Source organism: Mycobacterium sp. 012931, from assembly GCF_000419295.1.
Taxonomy (GTDB): domain Bacteria; phylum Actinomycetota; class Actinomycetes; order Mycobacteriales; family Mycobacteriaceae; genus Mycobacterium; species Mycobacterium marinum.
The window spans coordinates 5,183,109-5,204,720 of the sequence record NZ_AOPX01000001.1 but is presented as its reverse complement, the minus strand read 5'-3'; the positions used below and the strand labels follow the sequence as shown (position 1 = coordinate 5,204,720).

Here is a 21,612-nt window from a genome sequence, read left to right as displayed (position 1 = left end):
ACGTTAGGCGCGAGAACGTCAACTGTGAGAGGTTTGTCCGCATGGGTCGACTATTCGGCACCGACGGAGTGCGCGGGGTCGCGAATCGCGAATTGACCGCCGAGTTGGCCCTGGCCCTTGGCGCCGCTACCGCGCAGCACCTGGCCAGTTCGACCGGACCGGGCAGGCGAGTAGCCGTGGTTGGCCGCGATCCGCGAGCCAGTGGCGAAATGCTCGAGGCCGCCGTCATCGCGGGCTTGACCAGTCAAGGTGTCGACGCCCTGCGCGTCGGGGTGCTTCCCACTCCCGCCGTGGCCTACCTGACCGGTGCCTATGACGCCGATTTCGGGGTGATGATCTCGGCGTCGCACAACCCGATGCCCGACAACGGCATCAAGATCTTCGGTCCGGGCGGACACAAACTCGACGACGCTACCGAGGACCGGATCGAAAGTCTGGTTGCGGCCGGACCCGGGTTGCGACCGGTTGGCTCGGAGATCGGCCGCGTGATCGACGCCGAGGACGCCGCCGACCGCTATCTGCGGCATGTGAGCAAGGCCTGCACCACGCGACTCGATGGGTTGACCGTCGTGGTCGATTGCGCCCACGGCGCCGCCTCGGAAGTGGGGCCGCGCGCCTATCGGGCCGCCGGAGCCCGGGTCATCGAGATCAACGCCGACCCCAACGGGTTGAACATCAACGACGACTGCGGATCGACCCACCTGGAGGCGATTCGCGCGGCGGTGCTTGCCCACGGCGCCGACCTGGGTGTGGCCCACGACGGAGATGCCGACCGCTGCCTGGCCGTCGACGCCAACGGTGACCTCGTTGACGGGGACGCCATCATGGTGGTCCTTGCTTTGGCGATGCAGGAGGCGGGCGAATTGGCCTCCGACACGTTGGTGACCACGGTGATGAGCAACCTCGGTCTGCACCTGGCCATGCGCGAGGCCGGCGTGAACATGCGCACCACCGGCGTCGGGGACCGCTATGTGCTCGAGGAATTGCGCGCCGGGGACTACAGCCTCGGTGGTGAGCAGTCCGGCCACATCGTGATGCCGGGACTCGGTTCGACCGGTGACGGCATCGTCACCGGATTGCGTTTGATGACGCGCATGGTGGCGACCGGCGCCTCGCTGGCCGCTCTGGCATCGCGGATGCAAACGTTGCCGCAGGTGCTGATCAACGTCCAGGTCACCGACAAGGCGGCCGCGGCTGCGGCACCTTCGGTTCAGGCGGCGGTAGACCGGGCCGAAACCGAGCTGGGTGACACCGGCCGCATCTTGCTTCGGCCCTCTGGAACCGAGCCGCTGATCCGGGTGATGGTCGAGGCGGCCGACGAGGAAGCCGCGCATCGGTTGGCCACCAGCGTCGCCGACGCGGTCAGTGCCGCGGGCTAGCCACCAGGCGTCTGAATTTCGTTGCTCGCTGCCGTCACCGCCATCGAGGTGACCAATCCCGGCTCAGCGGGAACCTCGACGCCCCGGCCGGCGTCGGACTATCCATGAGACCCGAACTCGCTAGAAACTCACGCATCGATGTTGCGGCGGTGCAGGTAGTGGCCGAGCGACTGTGCGCCGCGGCGGAGCTGATCGATAACGCCATCGCCGACCATTGGGCAAGGCTCACTTTTGATGGGGCCGCGGCAGGCCGGGACTACCCTTCGCACGGTGATGCACTGCGCGCCGGATTGGAGCGCTTGGGTGCGCAGCTATCCCAATGGTCCAGCGCCACAGTCGATATAGCGGTCGCCATGCGCGCCGCCGCGAACCACTACGTTGATGCCGATCGTGGCGCCGCGGCACGGATCGCCTGATCGTGACCAACGGGCTAGCGGTGGCACAGCGCCTCGACGAAGGGCGGCCCGCCGTGGACCACACGCGGCGGCACCTACGCGCCTGCCAACAGCTCGGCTACCAAGATCCCTTTCTGGCCAAGGGCTTTGATCCGATCGGCGACCGCTACGACAGCGAAGACGGCCTCGATCTCTACCTACTCGACGGTGACTGCGCGCGACTGCGCGCCGCCGGCGCCACGATCGCTGAGGCGCTTGGGATGCAGCGCGGCCAGGTCGGCGCGCTGGCGATGGCCTGGACGGGGCCTGGAGCCGACGCCGCGGTCAACTTTCTGCAACGCCATGTTGAGGCGGGGCAGCGCATTGTTGCCGAAGTTCGGGCGGCGGCTTTGGGCTGCGAATCGTTGCGCGAGGACCTATGGCGTCTGGTCGACATGAAGGTGGAAAGCGTGATCGCCATCGACGATCGCACACTGGCGCGGCGGCCGGCGTGGTTGGCCGCCTGCGCTGAGGTCGGTGCCGGAGCAGCGCCCGGCAGTGCGGCCGCCGAGCTGGTTCGCCATCAGATAAATCCCTATCTGGACAACGATATTCGTGACGACTGGCTGGGCGCGATGCGCGCAGCGACGGCCGGCATCGGCGCGGCCTACACGACGTTGGCCGATCGACTGACCTCGTCGGTGCCGGTGTCTTTCGACCACCCAGACGACCTCGGATCCGGACGCCAATCGCCGCCGGTCCCATCGGCGCTGGCGGCGATCGCACCTGCGGCCGCCACCTCCGCGCCTGCGCCGGATCCGGAACCGGCCTTCGCCGCGTCGCCGGCGGTGCCGGCTGGCATCGCGCCGGCGCCGGGAGCTGGCCTCGAACTACCCACAGATGCCGGCGATTTCGGAGCGCTCGGTGATTTCGGCGGCCCCGGCGGCTTGGGTGCCGCCGGAACCGGCGGGCTCGGTGGGCTAGCGGGGCTTGCCGGGCGCATTGTCGACGCGCTGGCAGAACTACTCGGTACGGCGGCGGTACCGATCGCCGATCCGCTCGGGTCGGTGGACCCGGCGGATGGGGGAGATCGGTCCGGTGCGGACGCGGTCGACGACGTCGGCGATGAGAACCCTAGCGAGCCGCGAAAGCCCGACGCGGCAACCGAAACCGGCGCGAGTGACGAGAAGTCCGATGACGGCGAGGCACCGGAAGCCGCCGACGGTTCACCGCCGGGGGCGCCGGCGGGCGATGGCGCCGAGCGGTCCGCGATGCCGATTGGCGAACAAGCCAGGACGCCGGTGCCCGAGGAGGCCGCCACGCCGGTCGCCCAGCCGCCGCGAGTTCCCGAGGCGCCGCCGCACGACGGTTCGGCGCCGGCCGGCGAGGCATCGAGTCCCTGCGAGATAGCCGCAGACGAGCTGCCCAAGGCCGGGCCGTAACAACTCGAGACAGCTCGCAGACCAACTCAGGCGCGACGCAGCCCCAGCAGCTGCTCGACGTGGCGCACGTATTCGCGGCGATCGGTGCTCAACGGGCTCACCAGCATGGTCGTCACACCCGCTTCGGCAAAGGCGGCCAGCCGTTCGGCGACGAACCCGCGTGGGCCGATCAGCGAGATTCCCCGCGCCAGCTCGTCCGGCACCGCGGCTATGGCCTCGTGCTTGCGCCCAGCCAGGTACAGCTCCTGGATTCGGTCTGCGACATCGCCGTACCCGTAACGAGTGGCCAGGTTGTGGTAAAAATTGCGGCCCTTGGCGCCCATGCCGCCCAGATACAGGGCAAGTTGAGGCTTCACCCGGGCCAGCCGCTGCTCGACGTCGTCCCCGATCGCCAACGAGGCGTGCACCGTGACATCCAACGGGCCCAGCGCGGGATCGCGTTTCGCGGTGCCCGACGCCAGCGCCTCGCTCCAGGCCGACGCGGCCTTCTCCGGATAAAAAAAGACCGGCTGCCAGCCCTCGGCGATCTCGGCGGTCAGCTCGACGTTGCGGGGGCCCAGCGCCGCAATGGATATCGGAATGCGTTCCCGTAGTGGGTGATTGATGAGTTTGAGGGCCTTGCCAAAACCCGTGCCGCGATTCGCGGGCAACGGGATCTGGTAGTGGGCGCCCGCATAACGCAGCGTCTCCCGCCGCCAGACGTGCCGGCAGACTTCCACCACCTCGCGGGTGCGGCCGATGGGCGCATCGAATTCGACGCCGTGGAATCCCTCGATCACCTGCGGTCCGGACGTACCGATTCCGAGATTGAACCGGCCGCCCGACACATAATCGAGGCCCGCAGCCGTCATCGCCAACAGCGAGGGTGTGCGGATATAGATGGGCAGCACCCCGGAGGCCAGCTGAACGCGGGTTGTTTTGGCCGCCAGATAGCCGAGTTGGATGACGGCGTCGAAGGCATATGCCTCTGCCACCACGGCGACGTCGATTCCGGATTTCTCGAGTTCCACGACGCGGTCGAGGCCCTCATGGAAGCCGCCCGAGTAGTCCAGGGCGATACCGATTCGCATCATGGGCCGCGCTCGTCACTTCAGTAGCGCGACAAGCTTCTCTTCGGGCGTAACCGGCGGGGCGTGCGGATCCACCGGGTCGGTCTTGGGCAGGTGCACGTCCGGATCGGCGAAGTCGCGATAGGTCTTGTCGCCACCGAGGGTGTGCAGCAGGTAGCCGGTCACCAGCGCCCTGACCGAACGCTGGGTTTTGCGGTCGGAGCCGGCCAGCCCCACCACCTTGGTCAATCGCCGACCCTCGATCAGACCGCCCGGATTGGCCTTGCTGACAACGCGCAGCGTGGCGGCGTCCCAGGCGTGCGACAGCTCGAGTGCGTTGGAATTGAGCGTCTTGGGATCCTCGGGTGCGCTCAGGATCAAACCCTTCGCCTTCAGGCCCGCGGCCGGCTGCTGCGCCGGGGGCGCGGTGACGGTCGGGAAGATCGCGACCACCCCGGCGGGCTTGGCCGGCATGCCGGCCGCCGCGAAGACCGCGGCCGAGCCGCCGAAACCGTGGCCCACCAGCCCGAGCTTGGCGGGGTGCACGCTGATATCGCCGGGCCCAAGGCGCACTCCGGCCACGATGTCGAGGGCAACGCCCATGTCGAAGGCCAGGTTGAGCACTGACGGCGCCACGCCGCGTTGGGTGTCGGGCGCACCGGCAACGATGCCCCAGGACGCCAGGTGCTCGAGCAGCCCCGAATAGCGGGCTACCCCGGTGAGCCAGTCATGCCCGAAGGCGACCGCCGGCAGGTTCATACCGGCTTCAGGGGTGTACACCACCCCGGGCAGTCCGGCAAAGGCCAGGTCACCGCGCAAAACGCGGTGTGGGCCTCGGCGGCTGAGGGCGGCAACGAGGTTGCGGATGCGGGCCACCCGTCGACGTTAGCGGTGGCGCGGGGGATGGGTCCAGTTCGTCCACGTTGTGCCGTCCCAATAGCGCTGTCCGGCCCCATGAGGATCGGGGTACCAGCCCGCCGGCATCGATACCGGCGTCGATACCGGCGCCGATGCGGGCCGCGAGGCAGGCACGGGCGCCGCCGGTGCCTGGCCACCCGAATTGACCGCGTTGCGCAGCTGGCGCATCGCGTTGGCATTGGAAATCAAGGCGATCCAGTTGAACAGCAGCAGCGACAGCAGGCTCCACCAACCGGCGAGCAGGTTGTAGGTCTGGGCCGAACGGTAGGCCACCTCACACTCCGGCAGCGTCCCGTAGACCGAATAACTGCGCTGCTGCCAGAAGATCAGGGCGCCGGTGTGCTTGATCAGCTTGAGGTAGTACCGATCCGCCTGGACAGGGGGTTGGTAAGGGTGGGACAAATCGGGCCTTTCGCGCCGTAGGGCCATTTCGACCATACCGCCGGATTCATCCGGGGGCTCGCGAGCCGCCCCGGTCAGTCGCTGGTCAGCTAGCGGTCAGCGTTATGCGGACGTCCGGATGGGGGTGGCTGCACTACCCTGGTCTGCTATGTGCGGAATTGTCGGCTACGTAGGCCAGCGTCCTGCCTGCGAAGTCGTCCTGGATGCGCTGCGCCGGATGGAGTACCGAGGCTACGACTCCTCGGGGATCGCATTGGTCGACGGCAGCGGCAAGCTCACGGTGCGTCGCCGCGCCGGCCGGCTCGCCAATCTCGAGACGGCGGTGGCCGAAATGCCGGCGGAGTCGCTGACCGGTACCACCGGCCTGGGGCATACCCGGTGGGCCACCCACGGGCGCCCCACCGACCGTAATGCCCACCCCCATCGTGATGCCGCCGGGAAAATCGCGGTCGTCCACAACGGCATCATCGAGAACTTCGCCGTCCTGCGCCAGGAGCTGGAGGCCGCCGGCGTGGAGTTCGCCAGCGACACCGACACCGAAGTTGCGGTGCACCTGGTAGCGCAGGCGTTTCACCACGGCGAGACGGCCGGCGACTTCCCGGCCTCGGTGTTGTCGGTGCTGCGGCGGTTGGAGGGCCACTTCACCTTGGTTTTCGCCAACGCCGATGACCCCGGCACCATCGTGGCGGCCCGCCGCTCCACGCCACTTGTGCTCGGCATAGGTGACGGCGAGATGTTCGTCGGCTCCGACGTCGCCGCGTTCATCACGCACACCCGGCACGCCGTTGAGCTGGGGCAGGACCAGGCGGTGGTGATCACCGCCGATGGCTACCGGATCAGCGACTTCGATGGCAACGACGACCTGCTTGCCGGTACCGACTACCGGGAGTTTCACATCGATTGGGACCTCGCGGCCGCCGAAAAGGGCGGCTACGAGTACTTCATGCTCAAAGAGATCGCCGAGCAGCCGACCGCGGTCGCCGAGACTCTGCTCGGCCACTTCGTGGGCAACCGCATCGTCCTCGACGAACAGCGGCTATCGGACCAGGAGCTGCGGGAGATCGACAAGGTCTTCGTGGTCGCCTGCGGCACCGCCTATCACTCGGGTCTGCTCGCCAAGTACGCGATCGAGCATTGGACCCGCCTTCCTGTGGAGGTGGAGCTCGCCAGCGAGTTCCGCTACCGCGACCCGGTGCTGGACCGCAGCACCCTGGTGGTGGCCATCTCTCAGTCCGGTGAAACCGCGGACACCCTCGAGGCCGTCCGCCACGCCAAGGAGCAGAAGGCCAAGGTGTTGGCGATCTGCAACACCAACGGCTCGCAGATCCCGCGCGAATGCGACGCGGTGCTCTACACCCGCGCCGGCCCGGAGATCGGGGTGGCCTCCACCAAGACCTTCCTGGCCCAGGTGGCCGCCAACTATCTGCTGGGCTTGGCGCTGGCCCAGGCGCGCGGCACCAAATATCCCGACGAGGTCGAGCGGGAGTACCGCGAGCTGGAAGCGATGCCCGATCTGGTGGCCCGGGTCATTTCGGCGATCAAGCCGGTGGCCCACCTGGCTTACCGGTTCGCGCAGTCCTCGACCGTGTTGTTCCTGGGGCGCCACGTCGGCTACCCGGTGGCCCTGGAGGGCGCGCTCAAGCTCAAAGAACTGGCGTACATGCACGCCGAGGGCTTCGCCGCCGGTGAGCTCAAGCATGGTCCGATCGCGCTGGTCGAAGACGAGCTGCCGGTCATCGTCATCATGCCCTCTCCCAAAGGCTCGGCCACACTGCACGCCAAGTTGTTGTCGAACATTCGTGAGATCCAGACCCGCGGCGCGGTCACCATCGTGATCGCCGAAGAGGGCGACGACACCGTGCGTCCTTTCGCTGATCACCTGATCGAGATTCCGGCGGTGTCGACCCTGTTGCAGCCGCTGTTGTCGACGATCCCACTGCAGGTGTTCGCCGCGGCCGTCGCACAGGCACGCGGGTACGACGTCGACAAGCCGCGAAATCTAGCCAAGTCGGTCACGGTCGAATAGTCCGGAGCAGGCAATGAGGGGGACCCTTGTCGGCGGTTGAGCGCGGTAGGTCAGGACCTGGCCGATGAAGCTGGGATTTGTCGGACTGGTGCTTTTCGTCGTGGCCTATGTCGGCTCGACACTGCTGTACGGCAACGCCGGCAAGGGGCCGCACGACCTGACCCAAGGCCGTCCGACCGCCGATGGGACCACGGTCACCATCAGCCTGGAAGAGGTTCAGTCGAGCAACACCGTGCTGTCGGCCAATCTCGCCGTCACGCCGGGGCCGGGGCTGCTGGATCCGCGAACCGAGGGTCTGTCCGACGACCTCAGCGTCGTGGTCACCTCCTCGGTGACGCCGACCAAGCGCACCTGGTCCAAGGGCATGCTGCCCGGTGTCTTCCCGTTCCGCTGGCCATCACCGGCAACGTGGCGGACTGGCCCTTCGATCACTACCGTTCCGGGCCGATCACGGTCGAGCTGTTCAGCGGTGCGGCGAAGGTGCCCCAGCGGGCGAAGGTGAGATTCGTCGACAGCCTCGCCGGCTGGCAGATCGACATTCCGACCGCAGGAGACGGCACCGGGGTTACGCCCTACCGGTTGGCGTTGCAGCGATCACCGAGCACCGCCGCGTTTGCCCTGCTCATCATCGGTGTCCTGGTCACGATCGCCGGGCTGGCTCTCTTTGTTGCGGTGCAGACCGCACGTGATCGACGACCATTCCAGCCGCCCATGACCACGTGGTACGCGGCGATGCTGTTTGCGGTGGTGCCGCTGCGCAATGCGCTGCCCAACGCGCCTCCCTTCGGGGCCTGGATCGATGTCCGGGTCGTGGTCTGGGCGATAGTCGTGTTGGTCATTTCGATGGCGATCTACATTTCCTGCTGGTGGCGGCACCTGAAACCCGCCTCCGACAAGCCGGCCTGAGACCACTGCCGATGTCGCATGGGCAACGGCGGGCGTGTAAGAGGCGTGTAAGAGTTGACGCCGTGGCGAGCGCATCGGTATCCGCACGAGTGCGAAGCATGGCGCTCGCGGTGTGGCATTTCGTCAGCAGCGCGCCCCTGACCTATACCTGGCTGGTCGTCTTGGCGATCACCACGATCATTCAAAACAGCCTGGCCGGACGCCAGCTGCACTCGGTGATCCTGCATCGGTCCACCAACATCAGCCACCTGGGGCGCGATCCGCTGGAAGTCCTGTTTTCCAGTCTGCTGTGGATCGACGGCCGGAATCTGGAACCGTATCTGGTGCTGTTCACGCTGTTCCTGGCGCCGGCCGAGCATTGGCTTGGCCACTTGCGCTGGCTGACGGTGGGATTGACTTCCCACATCGGCGCCACCTATATCAGCGAAGGCCTGCTCTACTACGCGATCCAGACGCGTGAGGCCGCCGAACGGCTGGTGTACTCGCGTGACATCGGGGTCAGCTACTTCTTGGTCGGGGTGATGGCGGTGCTCACCTATCACATCGTCAAACCGTGGCGATGGGGATACCTGGCGGTGTTGCTCGTCATCTTCGGCTTTCCGCTGCTCACAATGGACAAGACCGAGCTCGACTTCACCGCCATCGGCCATTTCACCGCGATACTGATCGGTTTGGCCTTCTATCCGATGGCCCGCGAACGCGGGAGCCCGACGTGGGGTCCCGCGAAAATCAGAGAAGTTCTGCGAAAACTCCGTTCCCGTGAGGCACCGGCCTGAGCCCGTCCCAAACATGCAATGCTGGCAGTGATGCGGCATTACTACTCTGTAGACGCGATCCGCGACGCCGAAGCGCCGCTGTTGGCCAGCTTGCCCGACGGGGTGCTGATGAGACGGGCGGCCTTTGGCCTGGCCACCGAAATCGGGCGTGAACTGACCCGCCGTAGCGGCGGAATTTTCGGTCGCCGGGTGTGCGCGGTGGTCGGATCGGGCGACAACGGTGGTGACGCGCTATGGGCGGCGACCTTCCTGCGCCGCCGCGGCGCCGCGGCGGACGCGGTACTGCTCAATCCGCAACACGCCCATCCCAAGGCGCTGGCGGCATTCACCAAGGCTGGTGGCCGCGTTGTACAAAACGTCTCGGCGGCAACCGATCTCGTTATCGATGGGGTGGTGGGCATCTCCGGCTCCGGGCCGCTGCGGCCCGCGGCGGCCGAGGTGTTCGCCGCGGTGGACGCCGCCGGCATCCCGGTGGTGGCCGTGGACATCCCCAGCGGCATCGACGTGGCGACCGGGGCGATTACCGGCCCCGCGGTGCGCGCCGCGCTGACGGTTACCTTCGGCGGACTCAAACCCGTCCACGCGCTGGCCGATTGCGGTCGTGTCGTGCTGATCGACATCGGACTGGACCTGTCCGACACCGAGGTGCTGGGGTTGCAGGCCGCCGACGTGGCCGCGCACTGGCCGGTGCCCGGCCCTCGCGATGACAAGTACACCCAGGGCGTGACCGGTGTGCTGGCGGGTTCTTCGACGTATCCGGGTGCGGCGGTGTTGTGTAGTGGCGCCGCGGTGGCAGCCACCTCGGGCATGGTCCGCTACGCCGGCAGCGCGGCGGGCGAGGTGCTCGCGCGCTGGCCGGAGGTCATCGCCTCGCCCACCCCCTCCACGACCGGACGGGTACAGGCCTGGGTGGTAGGGCCGGGCCTGGGCACCGATGAACCCGGGGCGGCCGCACTATGGTTCGCGCTGGAAACCAATCTCCCGGTGATCGTGGATGCCGATGGGCTGACGATGCTGGCGGCGCATCCCGAATTGGTGGTCGATCGCAGCGCCCCGACGGTGCTGACGCCGCACGCCGGTGAATTCGCTCGGTTGGCGGGCTCGGGGCCGGGGGACGACCGGGTCGGCGCAACCCGAAAGCTGGCCGATGCGTTCGGCGCCACCGTGCTGCTCAAGGGCAATGTCACCGTCATCGCCGATCCCGGCGGCCGGGTGTACCTGAGTCCGGCCGGGCAGTCCTGGGCGGCCACCGCTGGATCGGGTGATGTGTTGTCCGGAATGATCGGGGCCCTGCTGGCGGCGGGGCTGGCACCGGCCGAGGCCGCCGCGGCCGCGGCGTTCGTCCACGCCCGTGCCGCCGAGCTATCGGCCCTCGATCCGGGGCCCGATGGCGCACCGACGTCCGCGTCGCGAATTCTCCACCACATCCGGGCCGCCCTGGCGGCTCTGTGAAGTCAGTAGCTCGACTCGGCAATGAAAGGATCCACCGTGTCCCGTAGCCACCCGTCGGTACCCGCACATTCGATCGCTCCGGCCTACACCGGCCGGCTGTTCACCGCTCCGGTACCGGCGTTGCGGCTGCCCGAGGAGTCGATGGATCCCGAAGCCGCCTACCGGTTCATCCACGACGAGCTGATGCTCGACGGTAGCTCGCGGCTGAACCTGGCCACCTTCGTCACCACCTGGATGGATCCCGAGGCCGGCAAGCTGATGGCCGAGACGTTCGACAAGAACATGATCGACAAAGACGAATACCCGGCGACCGCGGCGATCGAGACCCGCTGCGTGTCGATGGTCGCCGACCTCTTTCACGCCGAGGGACTGCGCGACGACGACCCGTCCAGCGCCACCGGGGTGTCTACCATCGGCTCCAGCGAGGCGGTGATGCTCGGCGGCCTGGCCATGAAGTGGCGGTGGCGGCAGAAGGTCGGCAAGGACTGGAAAGGCCGCACACCGAATCTGGTGATGGGCTCCAACGTCCAGGTGGTGTGGGAGAAGTTCTGTCGCTACTTCGACGTCGAGCCGCGCTACCTGCCGATGGAGAAGGGGCGCTACGTCATCACCCCCGAACAGGTCGTCGACGCCGTCGACGAGGACACCATCGGTGTGGTCGCGATCCTGGGCACCACCTACACCGGCGAGCTGGAACCGGTTGCCGAGATCTGCGCGGCGCTGGACAGATTGGCGGCCGGCGGCGGCGTTGATGTGCCCGTGCACGTGGACGCCGCCAGCGGGGGCTTCGTGGTGCCGTTCCTGCATCCAGACCTCAAGTGGGACTTCCGGCTGCCGCGGGTGGTCTCGATCAATGTCAGCGGTCACAAATACGGGCTGACCTATCCCGGCGTCGGATTCGTCGTGTGGCGCAGCCCCGAATACCTGCCGGAGGATCTGGTCTTCCGGGTCAACTACCTGGGCGGGGATATGCCCACATTCACACTCAACTTCTCCCGGCCCGGTAACCAAGTCGTCGGCCAGTACTACAACTTCCTGCGGCTGGGCCGGGAGGGCTACATCAACGTCATGCAGGCCCTGTCGGAGACCGCGCGCTGGCTCTCCGCGCAGCTGCGTGAGGTAGATCACTGCGAGCTGATAGCGGACGGTTCGGCGATCCCGGTGGTCGCCTTCCGGCTGGCCGGCGACCGCGGCTACACCGAGTTCGACCTCTCCCACGAGCTGCGAACCTTCGGGTGGCAGGTGCCCGCCTACACCATGCCGGACAACGCCACCGACGTATCGGTGCTGCGCATCGTGGTGCGCGAAGGTCTGTCCGCCGACATGGCACGCGCTCTGCACGATGATGCCGTCACCTCACTGCGCACGCTGGACAAGGTCAAGCCGGGCGGCAACTACGACGGACAGCACTTCGCGCACTAAGCGGGGAGGTTGGTCGCCGGCCCGGCCGCCGGGGGTCAACGCGGACTGGGCGAGCACCTTCGCGCGGCTCTGGGACAATCGAGTCGATGACTACCACCCCGATATCTCTGACGCCCGGGGTCCTCGCCGAGGCGGTGGTGGACCTGGGCGCTATCGCCCACAACGTGCGGCTGCTGCGCGAACGTGCCGGCAGCGCACAAGTCATGGCGGTCGTCAAGGCCGACGGCTATGGTCACGGCGCCACCGCGGTCGCCCGCACCGCGCTGGCAGCCGGTGCGGTCGAACTCGGAGTCGCGTCGGTGGACGAGGCGCTGACGTTGCGCGCGGACGGCATCACCGCCCCGGTGCTGGCCTGGTTGCACGCACCCGGCATGGATTTCGGGCCCGCGCTGGCCGCCGACGTCCAGATCGCCATTTCTTCGATCCGCCAACTCGACGAAGTGCTCGATGCCGCGCGCCGGACCGGAACGACGGCGACCGTCACGGTCAAGATCGACACCGGCCTCAACCGCAACGGCGTGGCGCCGGCGCTCTACCCGGAGATGGTGACCAGGCTGCGCCAGGCCGTCGCCGAAGACGCGATTCGGCTACGCGGGCTGATGACGCACATGGTGCACGCCGACGCACCGGAAAAGCCGATCAACGACATCCAGTCCCAGCGGTTCAAGCAGATGCTCGACCACGCCCGCGACCAGGGAGTGCGATTCGAGGTGGCACACCTGTCGAACTCCTCGGCAACCATGGCTCGTCCCGATCTGACGCTGGATCTGGTGCGGCCCGGCATCGCGGTGTACGGGCTGAGCCCGGTGCCCAGGTTGGGCGACATGGGACTGGTTCCGGCGATGACCGTGAAATGCGCAGTCGCGCTGGTGAAATCGGTGAGCGCGGGCGAAGGCGTGTCGTACGGGCACACCTGGATTGCGCCCCACGACACGAATGTGGCGCTGTTGCCGATCGGCTACGCCGACGGGGTTTTCCGGTCGCTGGGCGGGCGCCTGGAGGTCTTGATCAACGGCAAACGCCGGCCGGGCGTCGGCCGGGTCTGCATGGACCAGTTCCTCGTCGATCTGGGCCCCGGACCGCTCGATGTGGCCGAAGGCGACGAGGCGATTCTGTTCGGGCCGGGTACCCGCGGTGAACCCACCGCGCAGGACTGGGCCGATCTGGTCGGCACCATCCACTACGAGGTGGTGACCAGCCCGCGCGGGCGTATCACCAGGGTTTACCGCGAGGCCGAAACCGTTGAGCGCTGAGGAAACTCGCCGGCGCCAGCGAGCCTGGCTTGCCGGAGGCGCCGGGCTGACGGCGGTCGCCACCATCGTCGGCGCCTCGTCCCGGCGCTCGTTGGCCGAACGCGGCTCGGTCTGCGACGACCCGTACGCGGGTGAGGATTTCGAGCGGCTGGACAGCGATCGCGCCCGGGTGGTTACCACACCGGACGGCGTGCCGCTGGCCGTGCGCGAGGCGGGGCCGGTGGACGCCCCGCTGACCATGGTGTTCGCCCACGGCTTCTGCCTGCGCATGGGTGCCTTCCACTTTCAGCGCATGCGGCTCGGCGAACAATGGGGCTCGCGGGTGCGGATGGTCTTCTATGACCAGCGCGGGCACGGCCAGTCCGGCGAAGCCGATCCGCAGACCTACACGCTGACCCAACTCGGACAAGACCTGGAAACGGTGCTGCAAGCGACCGCTCCGCGCGGGCCGATAGTGCTGGTCGGGCATTCGATGGGTGGCATGACGGTGTTGTCACACGCCCGTCAGTTCCCGCAGCGTTACGGCCGGCGGATTGTGGGTGCCGCCGTCATCTCTTCGGCGGCCGAAGGGGTGACCCGCTCGCCGTTGGGCGAGTTCCTGAAAAACCCGGCGCTCGAGGCGGTCCGGTTCACCGCCCGGTCCGCGCCGAAACTGATGCACCGCGGCCGCACCGCGTCCCGGTCACTGATCGGCCCGATCCTGCGGGCCGCGTCCTACAGTGACCTGGAGGTGAGCCGCAGCCTGGATGCGTTCTCGCAGCAGATGATGAACGACACGCCCATCGCCACCCTGGTGGGTTTCCTGCACGCGCTGGAAGTGCACGACGAAACCGCCGGGCTGTGGACGCTGCTGCGGATCCCGACCTTGATTGCCTGTGGTGATCACGACCTGATGACCCCCGACGAATACTCTCGAAAGATGGCGGCCTCGTTGCCACAATCCGAACTGGTCATCGTGGGCGGGGCCAGTCATCTGGCCCTGTTGGACAAGCCCGACGCCATCAACGAAGGGCTGGTCCGGCTCGTCGACCGCGCCCTTCCGGGCAAGTTGACGCTGCGGTACCGGCGGGTCGGCGAGCGGTTGCGGGATCGGTGGCGCCGCCATGGCTGAGCAGCACGATTCGGGCACGGCAACGCTGGAACGCGTGGCGGACACCGTGGCGCTGGGAACCCGGCTGGGCGAGCAGCTGCGCGCCGGTGACGTGGTGGTGCTCTCGGGCCCATTGGGTGCTGGAAAAACGGTGTTGGCCAAGGGCATTGCCGCGGCGATGGACGTCGATGGCCCGGTCACCTCGCCGACCTACGTGTTGGCGCGGGTGCATCCGGCGCGTGGGCCGGGCCGCCCGGCGATGATTCACGTTGATGTCTATCGGCTGTTGGATCACGGGAGCGCCGACCTGCTCGGTGAGCTCGATTCGCTGGATCTGGACACCGATCTGACGGACTCGGTCGTGGTGGTGGAGTGGGGGGAGGGCCTGGCCGAGCGACTCTCCGAGCGCCATCTCGACATTCGGCTGGAGCGGGTCAGTCACTCCGACGTGCGGATCGCGACCTGGGCGTGGGCCGGCCGATGACCATCATTCTCGCTTTGGATACCTCTACCCCCGCGGTGACCGCGGGGGTGGCGCAGCTGACGGGGTCCGAGTGCGTCGCGTTGGCCGAGCGGGTCACCGTCGACGCCCGGGCGCACGCCGAACGGCTGACCCCCAACGTGCTGGCGGCGCTGGCCGGTGCGGCGCTGACGATGGCCGACCTGAATGCGGTGGTCGTGGGCTGCGGTCCCGGCCCGTTCACCGGACTGCGGGCCGGAATGGCCACCGGCGCCGCCTACGGGCATGCGCTGGACATCCCGGTGTATGGGGTGTGCAGCCTCGATGCCATCGGTGGACTCACCACCGGTGACACGCTGGTAGTCACCGACGCCCGTCGCCGCGAGGTCTACTGGGCGCGCTACCGCGATGGCGTGCGCACTCACGGCCCGGCGGTCAACGCCCCGGGCGACGTCGATCCCGGCACCGCGCACGCGGTAGCGGGATCACCCGAGCACGCCGGGTTGTTCGACCTGCCCCGGTGCGAGCCCAGCTACCCGACCGTGGCGGGCCTGGCCGCCGCGGTGAACTGGGCGCAGGACCCGGCGCCCCTGGTGCCGTTGTATCTGCGCCGGCCCGATGCCAAGCCGCTGGCGGCGCGCCCATGACCGCCGATCTCGGGCCCGTCACCATCGGCGCGCTGACCCGCGCCGATGCCCGGCGCTGCGCCGAGCTGGAGGCGCAACTTTTCGATGGCGACGACCCGTGGCCGGAGGTGGCCTTCGAGCGCGAGCTGGCCAGCGGGCGCAATCACTACGTGGGCGCCCGGTGCGCGGATAACCTGGTCGGCTATGCCGGTGTCTCGCGGCTGGGCCGTGTTGCGCCTTTCGAATACGAGATACACACCATCGGTGTCGACCCGGCCTATCAGGGGCGGGGCATCGGCCGCCGGCTGCTTGACGAACTGTTGGCCTTCGCCGACGGCGGCGTGGTTTTCCTCGAGGTCCGCACCGATAATGAGCCGGCGATAGCGCTGTATCGCAGCGTTGGTTTCGAGCAGGTCGGACTGCGCCGGCGCTACTACCGGGTCAGCGGTGCCGACGCATACACGATGCGCAGGGATCCAGGGGGTGCGCGGTAAATGCCGGGGACAGTCATCTTGGCCATCGAGACCTCCTGCGATGAGACCGGCGTCGGTATCACGCGACTGGAGGCCGACGGCACCTTGACCCTGTTGGCCGACGAGGTGGCCTCCAGCGTCGATGAGCATGTGCGGTTCGGCGGCGTGGTCCCCGAGATCGCCTCGCGGGCGCATCTGGAAGCCCTGGGACCGGCGATGCGCCGTGCGCTCACGACGGCAGGCATCGTGCGGCCCGACGTCGTCGCCACCACCATCGGGCCGGGGCTGGCGGGTGCGCTGCTGGTGGGGGTGGCCGCGGCCAAGGCGTATGCGGCTGCCTGGGGAGTGCCGTTCTACGCGGTCAACCATCTGGGCGGACACCTGGCCGCCGACGTGTACGAACACGGACCGCTGCCCGAGTGTGTGGCGTTGTTGGTCTCCGGCGGGCACACCCACTTGCTGCATGTGCGTTCGTTGGGCGAACCGATGGTCGAGCTGGGGGCCGCCGTCGACGACGCCGCGGGCGAGGCCTACGACAAGGTGGCGCGGCTGCTGGGGCTGGGCTATCCGGGCGGCAAGGTGCTCGACGACCTGGCGCGCTCCGGCGACCCCGATGCCATCGTGTTTCCGCGCGGCATGACCGGGCCGTCCGACGATCCATGCGCGTTCAGCTTCTCCGGTCTCAAGACCGCGGTGGCGCGCTACGTGGAGGCCCATCCAGATTTTCGGCCGGCCGATGTCGCGGCCGGTTTCCAGGAAGCCGTGGCCGACGTGCTGACTCGTAAGGCGGTGCGCGCGGCCACCGGCCTGGGGGTATCGACCCTCCTGATCGCCGGGGGTGTGGCGGCCAATTCACGATTGCGCGAGTTGGCAACCCAACGTTGTAGCGAGGCCGGCTTGACGCTGCGTATCCCCAGGCCGCGGCTGTGCACCGACAACGGCGCCATGATCGCCGCGTTCGCCGCGCATTTGGTGGCCGCGAAGGCGGCTCCCTCGCCGCTGGATGTGCCCAGCGACCCCGGCTTGCCGGTGGTCAAGGGCAAGGTCGGCTGATCCCGGTGCGGCCGCGGCGGCGGTGCGGAATACGCCGTGGGCGAACCGACACGCGAGAAGCACCGGGGCGCCCTTGAGTGCTAGCACTCTCATGTATAGAGTGCTAGGTGGCAGTCGGACGACCCCTGCGCCGGCACCCGCGACGACGACGCGAGGGCACGGACGGATGCCGAATCACCTGATAATTCGGACGGTTCGGGGCGCGCCCCGGACCGGCCGAAAACTCCGGTCCGGGCGAATAGTCCCGGATCCGAATCAAGATAATCCGGGGCGACAGCACCGGATCCGATCGAATTAGTGGAGGGCTCCAATCGTGGCGAAGGTGAACATCAAGCCACTCGAGGATAAGATTCTCGTGCAGGCCAACGAGGCCGAGACCACGACCGCGTCCGGTCTGGTCATTCCTGACACCGCCAAGGAGAAGCCCCAGGAGGGCACCGTCGTCGCAGTCGGCCCCGGCCGCTGGGACGAGGACGGCGAGAAGCGGATCCCGCTGGACGTGGCAGAGGGTGACACCGTCATCTACAGCAAGTACGGCGGCACCGAGATCAAGTACGGCGGCGAGGAGTACCTGATCCTGTCGGCGCGCGACGTGCTGGCTGTCGTTTCCAAGTAACCCCGTGTACCGCCCCGGCGATCCCCGTGTTCAAGCGCGGGTGATTTCCGGGGCGGCATGCGTTAGCGGACTAGCTGGGCATAAGGAGCCTGATGAGCAAGCTGATTGAGTACGACGAAACTGCGCGCCGCGCTATGGAGGCGGGCGTGGACAAGCTCGCCGACACGGTACGGGTGACGCTGGGCCCGCGTGGTCGGCATGTGGTGCTGGCCAAGTCGTTCGGTGGCCCCACCGTCACCAACGACGGCGTCACCGTGGCCCGTGACATCGACCTGGAAGACCCGTTCGAGAACCTGGGCGCCCAGCTGGTGAAGTCGGTGGCCACCAAGACCAACGATGTCGCCGGCGACGGCACCACCACCGCGACGGTGCTGGCCCAGGCGCTGGTCAAGACCGGCCTGCGGTTGGTCGCCGCCGGAATCAACCCGATCGCGCTGGGTTCGGGAATCGGCAAGGCCGCCGACGCGGTGTCGGAGGCCCTGCTTGCCTCGGCCACGCCGGTGTCGGGCAAGGACGCCATCGCGCAGGTCGCCACGGTCTCCTCGCGCGACCAGCTGATCGGTGATCTGGTCGGCGAGGCGATGAGCAAGGTCGGCCACGACGGTGTGGTCAGTGTCGAAGAATCCTCGACGCTGGGCACCGAGCTGGAGTTCACCGAGGGTGTCGGTTTCGACAAGGGATACCTCTCGGCCTACTTCGTCACCGACTTCGACGCTCAGCAGGCTGTTCTCGAAGACCCGCTGATCCTGCTGCACCAGGACAAGATCAGCTCGCTGCCCGACCTGCTGCCGTTGCTGGAGAAGGTCGCCGAATCGGGCAAGCCGTTGATGATCATCGCCGAGGACATCGAGGGCGAGGCGTTGGCGACCCTGGTCGTGAACTCCATTCGCAAGACGCTGAAGGCGATCGCGGTCAAGTCGCCCTACTTCGGCGACCGGCGCAAGGCCTTCCTGCAAGACCTGGCCGCGGTGACCGGCGCCGAGGTGGTCAACCCCGACGCCGGCCTGGTGCTGCGGGAGGTGGGCCTGGAGGTGATGGGCTCGGCGCGGCGCGTCGTGGTCAGCAAGGACGACACCATCATCGTCGACGGCGGCGGTGCCCCGGAAGCGGTCGAGGCGCGGGTGAATCTGCTGCGCTCCGAGATCGACAGAAGTGACTCCGAGTGGGACCGCGAGAAGCTGGGCGAGCGGCTGGCCAAGCTGGCCGGCGGCGTGGCCGTCATCAAGGTTGGTGCCGCCACCGAGACCGAGCTCAAGAAGCGCAAGGAAAGCGTCGAGGACGCGGTCGCGGCGGCCAAGGCTGCCGTCGAGGAGGGCATCGTGGCCGGGGGCGGGTCCGCCCTGATCCAGGCTCGCAACGCGCTCAAGGACTTGCGTGCGTCGTTGTCGGGCGATGAGGCGGTCGGCGTGGACGTGTTCTCCGAGGCACTGGCCGCGCCGCTGTACTGGATTGCCACCAACGCCGGTCTGGACGGTTCGGTCGTGGTCAACAAGGTCAGCGAGCTTCCGGCCGGACACGGTCTGAACGCGGCCACCCTGACCTACGGCGACTTGGCTGCCGACGGCATCGTCGACCCGGTCAAGGTGACCCGCTCGGCAGTGCTCAACGCGTCATCGGTGGCACGTATGGTGCTGACCACCGAGACGGCGATTGTCGACAAGCCGGCCGAGCCAGAAGACGATGGCCACGGCCATCACGGCCACGCGCACTAGCCGCAGGCATCCGAAACACCCCCGGTCCTTCGCGGCCGGGGGTGTTTTCGTGTCTGAGGCTGAAGGGGCGCTCACGCGAGATTGCCTCGGGCACGCGAGACTTAATCCCTTGCGAGCATCTACGGCGTGTTGTCGCGGAGGTTTAAGTGTCGCGGGCTGGCTGAACCGCGGCTAACCGGCCATGCACAAAACAGTCAAATCTAGGTGCTCGATGGTGCAGGAGTGTGCGCCCGCGGGCTACCGTGAGTGAGTGCTGTGGCAAGGTCCGTCCCCGCGGGTGGGTGAGCTGATCCGGCAGGGGGCGAAAGCCGTACTGGACGGTTCTCAGCAATGGTTGGACGAGTACGACCGGGTGACCATGGCGGCCAACCCCGCCATTGCCGATGATCCCGTCCTGGCCGAAGCGACCCGCCACAGCATCCGCTCCAGCCTGATTCACTGGGCCGCGGCCAACGTGAGCAACCCCGGTGCTCCGGTCGCGCCCAATCTCGGCCCCGAGCCGCTAAGCATTGCCCGCGACATGGTGCGCCGCGGCCTGGACCCGTTCACGTTTCGGATCGCGCAAACGGTGGGCTGGCGGTTGTGGATGGGCGTCGCCTTTGGGTTAACCAGCGATCCCGACGAACTGCGCGAGCTGTTCGAGGTGACCTACCGGTCGATCAGCGAGTTCGTCGAGGCCACCTCTGCCGGCATCGCCGCCCAGATGCAGCGCGAACGTGACGAACTGGCTCGCGGCACACACGCCGAACGACGAGAAGTCACCGCTTTGATCCTCGACGGTGCGCCGATCAGCCGCCAGCGCGCCGAGGCTCGATTGGGATACGCCCTCAACCGCACACATACCGCCGCCGTCATCTGGAGTGACGAGCCCGATGGCGACCTGAATCGGCTCGACCGGGTCGTCGACGCCTTCGGCCGCGCCGCCGATTTTGCGCGGCCGCTGACCGTGATCGCCGGCGCGGCCACCCGTTGGGTGTGGGTGGCCAATGCGGCTAACGCCACCCTTGACGTCGAACAGGTTGAGCAGGCGGTCCGAGACGTTCCCGGAGCGCGAATCGCCATCGGCGCCGCCGCGACGGGAATCGAGGGCTTCCGGCGCAGCCATCTGGAGGCGCTAACCACCCAGCGGATGGTGGCCGGGCTGAATTCTCGCCAGCGAGTCGCGTTGTTTGCCGATATCCAGTTGATCGCCTTGATTGCACAAAACCCCGAAGCCGCAAATGATTTCATCAAGAACACGCTCGAGGATTTCGAGTCGGCCGGTGCTGAGCTGCACAAGACGGTGCTGACCTTCGTCAATGAGCAGTGCAGCATCGGGCGCACCACCAAGGTGCTCTACACGCATCGCAACACCCTGCTGCGCCGACTCGACCGCGCTCAGCAACTGTTGCCACGGCCTTTGGGCCACAGCAGCGTGCATGTTGCCGTCGCCCTCGAAGCGCTGCAGTGGCGCGGCAATCCGCCCGCCTAGGCGATTCTGGTTTCGGGGGAGGGGGAGCCGGGACGACTAGTGTCGTCCCATCCCACCCATTCCGCCGATCCCGCCCATCCCGGCGTGCCCGCCGGCGGCGGTGGGTCCTGCGATTCCGCCGGGCCACCCCGGGGTTCCGGGCGCGCCAACTTGGGGCCCATACGGTCCATACGGTTCGCCGGGGGCGGGAGGTCCACCCGGTCCCCCGGGGCCACCCCATCCACCGGGTCCGTACACGCCGCCCGGGGTGCCTGGCGGCGGCGGCCCATTTTGGGCAGGCGCCGTGGTTGCGGGCACCGGGCTGATCACGCATTGTTGCGCCACGTTGTCCCAGGTCCACCCCGACATGCAGTTGTGGTCATCGGCCCGGCTGATCGCCGGTGCGCCGAGTCCGATCACCGGCGCCGCAGCGAATGCGAACGCGAATGCGGCGATCGCGGCGCCGCGTCGTTGAAAGTTCCTCATCGGGGTTCTCTTTCTGTCGCTATCTGGTCCGACCGGGTTCCGTCGCCCGGTGAAGTGCTTGATGCTCTCCATGATCAACGGCCCAGCGCCGCCTACCAAGGTGCAAAAACGACCAAATTGCGGGTATGGGTGGTGCAGAAGTGTGCGCGGCGGTGCCCGGTGATGTCGGCGGCTGCCGCCGGGTTATGCGCGTGCGTTGACGGCCGCCTGCCGCGATCTCGTCGAACCGAGGCGGGTGCGGGCTTCT

20 protein-coding genes and 1 pseudogene are annotated in these 21,612 nt (G+C 67.8%); 17 read left to right on the top strand and 4 right to left on the bottom strand.

The annotated features are described in order from the left end of the window. Nucleotides 1–41: 41 nt before the first annotated feature. From glmM to MMSP_RS22735, 3 genes are all read left to right on the top strand, one after another. Nucleotides 42–1,379, top strand: coding sequence for a phosphoglucosamine mutase (gene glmM / locus MMSP_RS22745; protein ID WP_015354723.1), 1,338 nt, complete (start codon nt 42–44; stop codon nt 1,377–1,379). Nucleotides 1,380–1,483: 104 nt separating this feature from the next. After that, on the top strand, nt 1,484–1,795 hold the full coding sequence (locus tag MMSP_RS22740) for a type VII secretion target (RefSeq protein ID WP_011739126.1): 312 nt from the start codon (nt 1,484–1,486) through the stop codon (nt 1,793–1,795). Between the two features lie 2 nt (nt 1,796–1,797). Then, entirely contained in the window at nt 1,798–3,195 is a 1,398-nt protein-coding gene (locus MMSP_RS22735) for a hypothetical protein (RefSeq protein WP_020788517.1), read from the top strand. Nucleotides 3,196–3,221: 26 nt separating this feature from the next. On the opposite strand, the gene MMSP_RS22730 is transcribed toward MMSP_RS22735, so the two are convergent. From MMSP_RS22730 to MMSP_RS22720, 3 genes are read right to left on the bottom strand one after another with little or no spacing between them, the layout of a single operon-like run. Beyond that, the gene (locus MMSP_RS22730) at nt 3,222–4,265 is read right to left on the bottom strand and encodes an LLM class F420-dependent oxidoreductase (protein ID WP_036427502.1); all 1,044 of its coding nucleotides are present in this window, start codon (nt 4,263–4,265) and stop codon (nt 3,222–3,224) included. 15 nt (nt 4,266–4,280) lie between these two features. Then, complete coding sequence (locus MMSP_RS22725) at nt 4,281–5,120, bottom strand: dienelactone hydrolase family protein (protein WP_012392999.1); 840 nt, start codon at nt 5,118–5,120, stop codon at nt 4,281–4,283. A gap of 9 nt (nt 5,121–5,129) precedes the next feature. Next, nucleotides 5,130–5,600: a DUF2510 domain-containing protein gene (locus MMSP_RS22720; RefSeq protein WP_020788515.1), complete on the bottom strand. Its 471-nt coding sequence runs from the start codon at nt 5,598–5,600 to the stop codon at nt 5,130–5,132. Nucleotides 5,601–5,712: 112 nt separating this feature from the next. Here MMSP_RS22720 and glmS point away from each other — a divergent pair, with 112 nt between their 5' ends. The 14 genes and pseudogenes from glmS to MMSP_RS22650 all read left to right on the top strand — a co-directional run bounded on the left by glmS (nt 5,713) and on the right by MMSP_RS22650 (nt 20,900). Then, on the top strand, nt 5,713–7,590 hold the full coding sequence (glmS, locus tag MMSP_RS22715) for a glutamine--fructose-6-phosphate transaminase (isomerizing) (protein ID WP_036426881.1): 1,878 nt from the start codon (nt 5,713–5,715) through the stop codon (nt 7,588–7,590). Between the two features lie 64 nt (nt 7,591–7,654). Next, nucleotides 7,655–8,496, top strand: a pseudogene (locus tag MMSP_RS22710) (DUF4436 domain-containing protein). A gap of 62 nt (nt 8,497–8,558) precedes the next feature. Beyond that, on the top strand, nt 8,559–9,272 hold the full coding sequence (locus MMSP_RS22705) for a rhomboid-like protein (RefSeq protein WP_012393003.1): 714 nt from the start codon (nt 8,559–8,561) through the stop codon (nt 9,270–9,272). Between the two features lie 30 nt (nt 9,273–9,302). Continuing rightward, a complete protein-coding gene (locus MMSP_RS22700; protein WP_036427501.1) occupies nt 9,303–10,724 on the top strand; it encodes a bifunctional ADP-dependent NAD(P)H-hydrate dehydratase/NAD(P)H-hydrate epimerase in 1,422 nt (473 codons plus the stop codon). Between the two features lie 36 nt (nt 10,725–10,760). Then, nucleotides 10,761–12,146, top strand: a complete 1,386-nt coding sequence (locus MMSP_RS22695) for a glutamate decarboxylase (protein ID WP_012393005.1) — start codon at nt 10,761–10,763, stop codon at nt 12,144–12,146. Between the two features lie 86 nt (nt 12,147–12,232). Further along, nucleotides 12,233–13,399, top strand: a complete 1,167-nt coding sequence (alr, locus tag MMSP_RS22690) for an alanine racemase (protein ID WP_020727371.1) — start codon at nt 12,233–12,235, stop codon at nt 13,397–13,399. Next, nucleotides 13,389–14,510, top strand: a complete 1,122-nt coding sequence (locus MMSP_RS22685; RefSeq protein ID WP_020788509.1) for an alpha/beta fold hydrolase — start codon at nt 13,389–13,391, stop codon at nt 14,508–14,510. Before alr ends, MMSP_RS22685 begins: the two co-directional genes overlap by 11 nt. Next, nucleotides 14,503–14,973: a tRNA (adenosine(37)-N6)-threonylcarbamoyltransferase complex ATPase subunit type 1 TsaE gene (gene tsaE, locus MMSP_RS22680; RefSeq protein WP_012393008.1), complete on the top strand. Its 471-nt coding sequence runs from the start codon at nt 14,503–14,505 to the stop codon at nt 14,971–14,973. Before MMSP_RS22685 ends, tsaE begins: the two co-directional genes overlap by 8 nt. After that, nucleotides 14,970–15,596 carry a tRNA (adenosine(37)-N6)-threonylcarbamoyltransferase complex dimerization subunit type 1 TsaB gene (gene tsaB, locus MMSP_RS22675; protein WP_036427500.1) on the top strand — a complete coding sequence of 209 codons (627 nt, stop codon included), beginning with the start codon at nt 14,970–14,972 and terminating at the stop codon, nt 15,594–15,596. The genes tsaE and tsaB overlap by 4 nt, the downstream gene beginning before the upstream one ends. Next, nucleotides 15,593–16,069: a ribosomal protein S18-alanine N-acetyltransferase gene (gene rimI / locus MMSP_RS22670; RefSeq protein ID WP_011739138.1), complete on the top strand. Its 477-nt coding sequence runs from the start codon at nt 15,593–15,595 to the stop codon at nt 16,067–16,069. Before tsaB ends, rimI begins: the two co-directional genes overlap by 4 nt. Then, nucleotides 16,070–17,101, top strand: a complete 1,032-nt coding sequence (gene tsaD / locus MMSP_RS22665; RefSeq protein WP_036426877.1) for a tRNA (adenosine(37)-N6)-threonylcarbamoyltransferase complex transferase subunit TsaD — start codon at nt 16,070–16,072, stop codon at nt 17,099–17,101. A gap of 313 nt (nt 17,102–17,414) precedes the next feature. Continuing rightward, the gene (gene groES / locus MMSP_RS22660; RefSeq protein WP_011739140.1) at nt 17,415–17,717 is read left to right on the top strand and encodes a co-chaperone GroES; all 303 of its coding nucleotides are present in this window, start codon (nt 17,415–17,417) and stop codon (nt 17,715–17,717) included. A 92-nt stretch (nt 17,718–17,809) separates the two neighbouring features. Next, nucleotides 17,810–19,429, top strand: a complete 1,620-nt coding sequence (gene groL, locus MMSP_RS22655) for a chaperonin GroEL (RefSeq protein ID WP_012393010.1) — start codon at nt 17,810–17,812, stop codon at nt 19,427–19,429. A gap of 250 nt (nt 19,430–19,679) precedes the next feature. Continuing rightward, nucleotides 19,680–20,900 (top strand): CdaR family transcriptional regulator, encoded by a 1,221-nt coding sequence (locus tag MMSP_RS22650; RefSeq protein ID WP_020788506.1) that lies wholly within the window; start codon nt 19,680–19,682, stop codon nt 20,898–20,900. A gap of 36 nt (nt 20,901–20,936) precedes the next feature. Here MMSP_RS22650 and MMSP_RS22645 read toward each other — a convergent pair whose 3' ends face one another. Further along, a complete protein-coding gene (locus MMSP_RS22645) occupies nt 20,937–21,365 on the bottom strand; it encodes a hypothetical protein (protein WP_020788505.1) in 429 nt (142 codons plus the stop codon). Nucleotides 21,366–21,612: the final 247 nt, after the last annotated feature.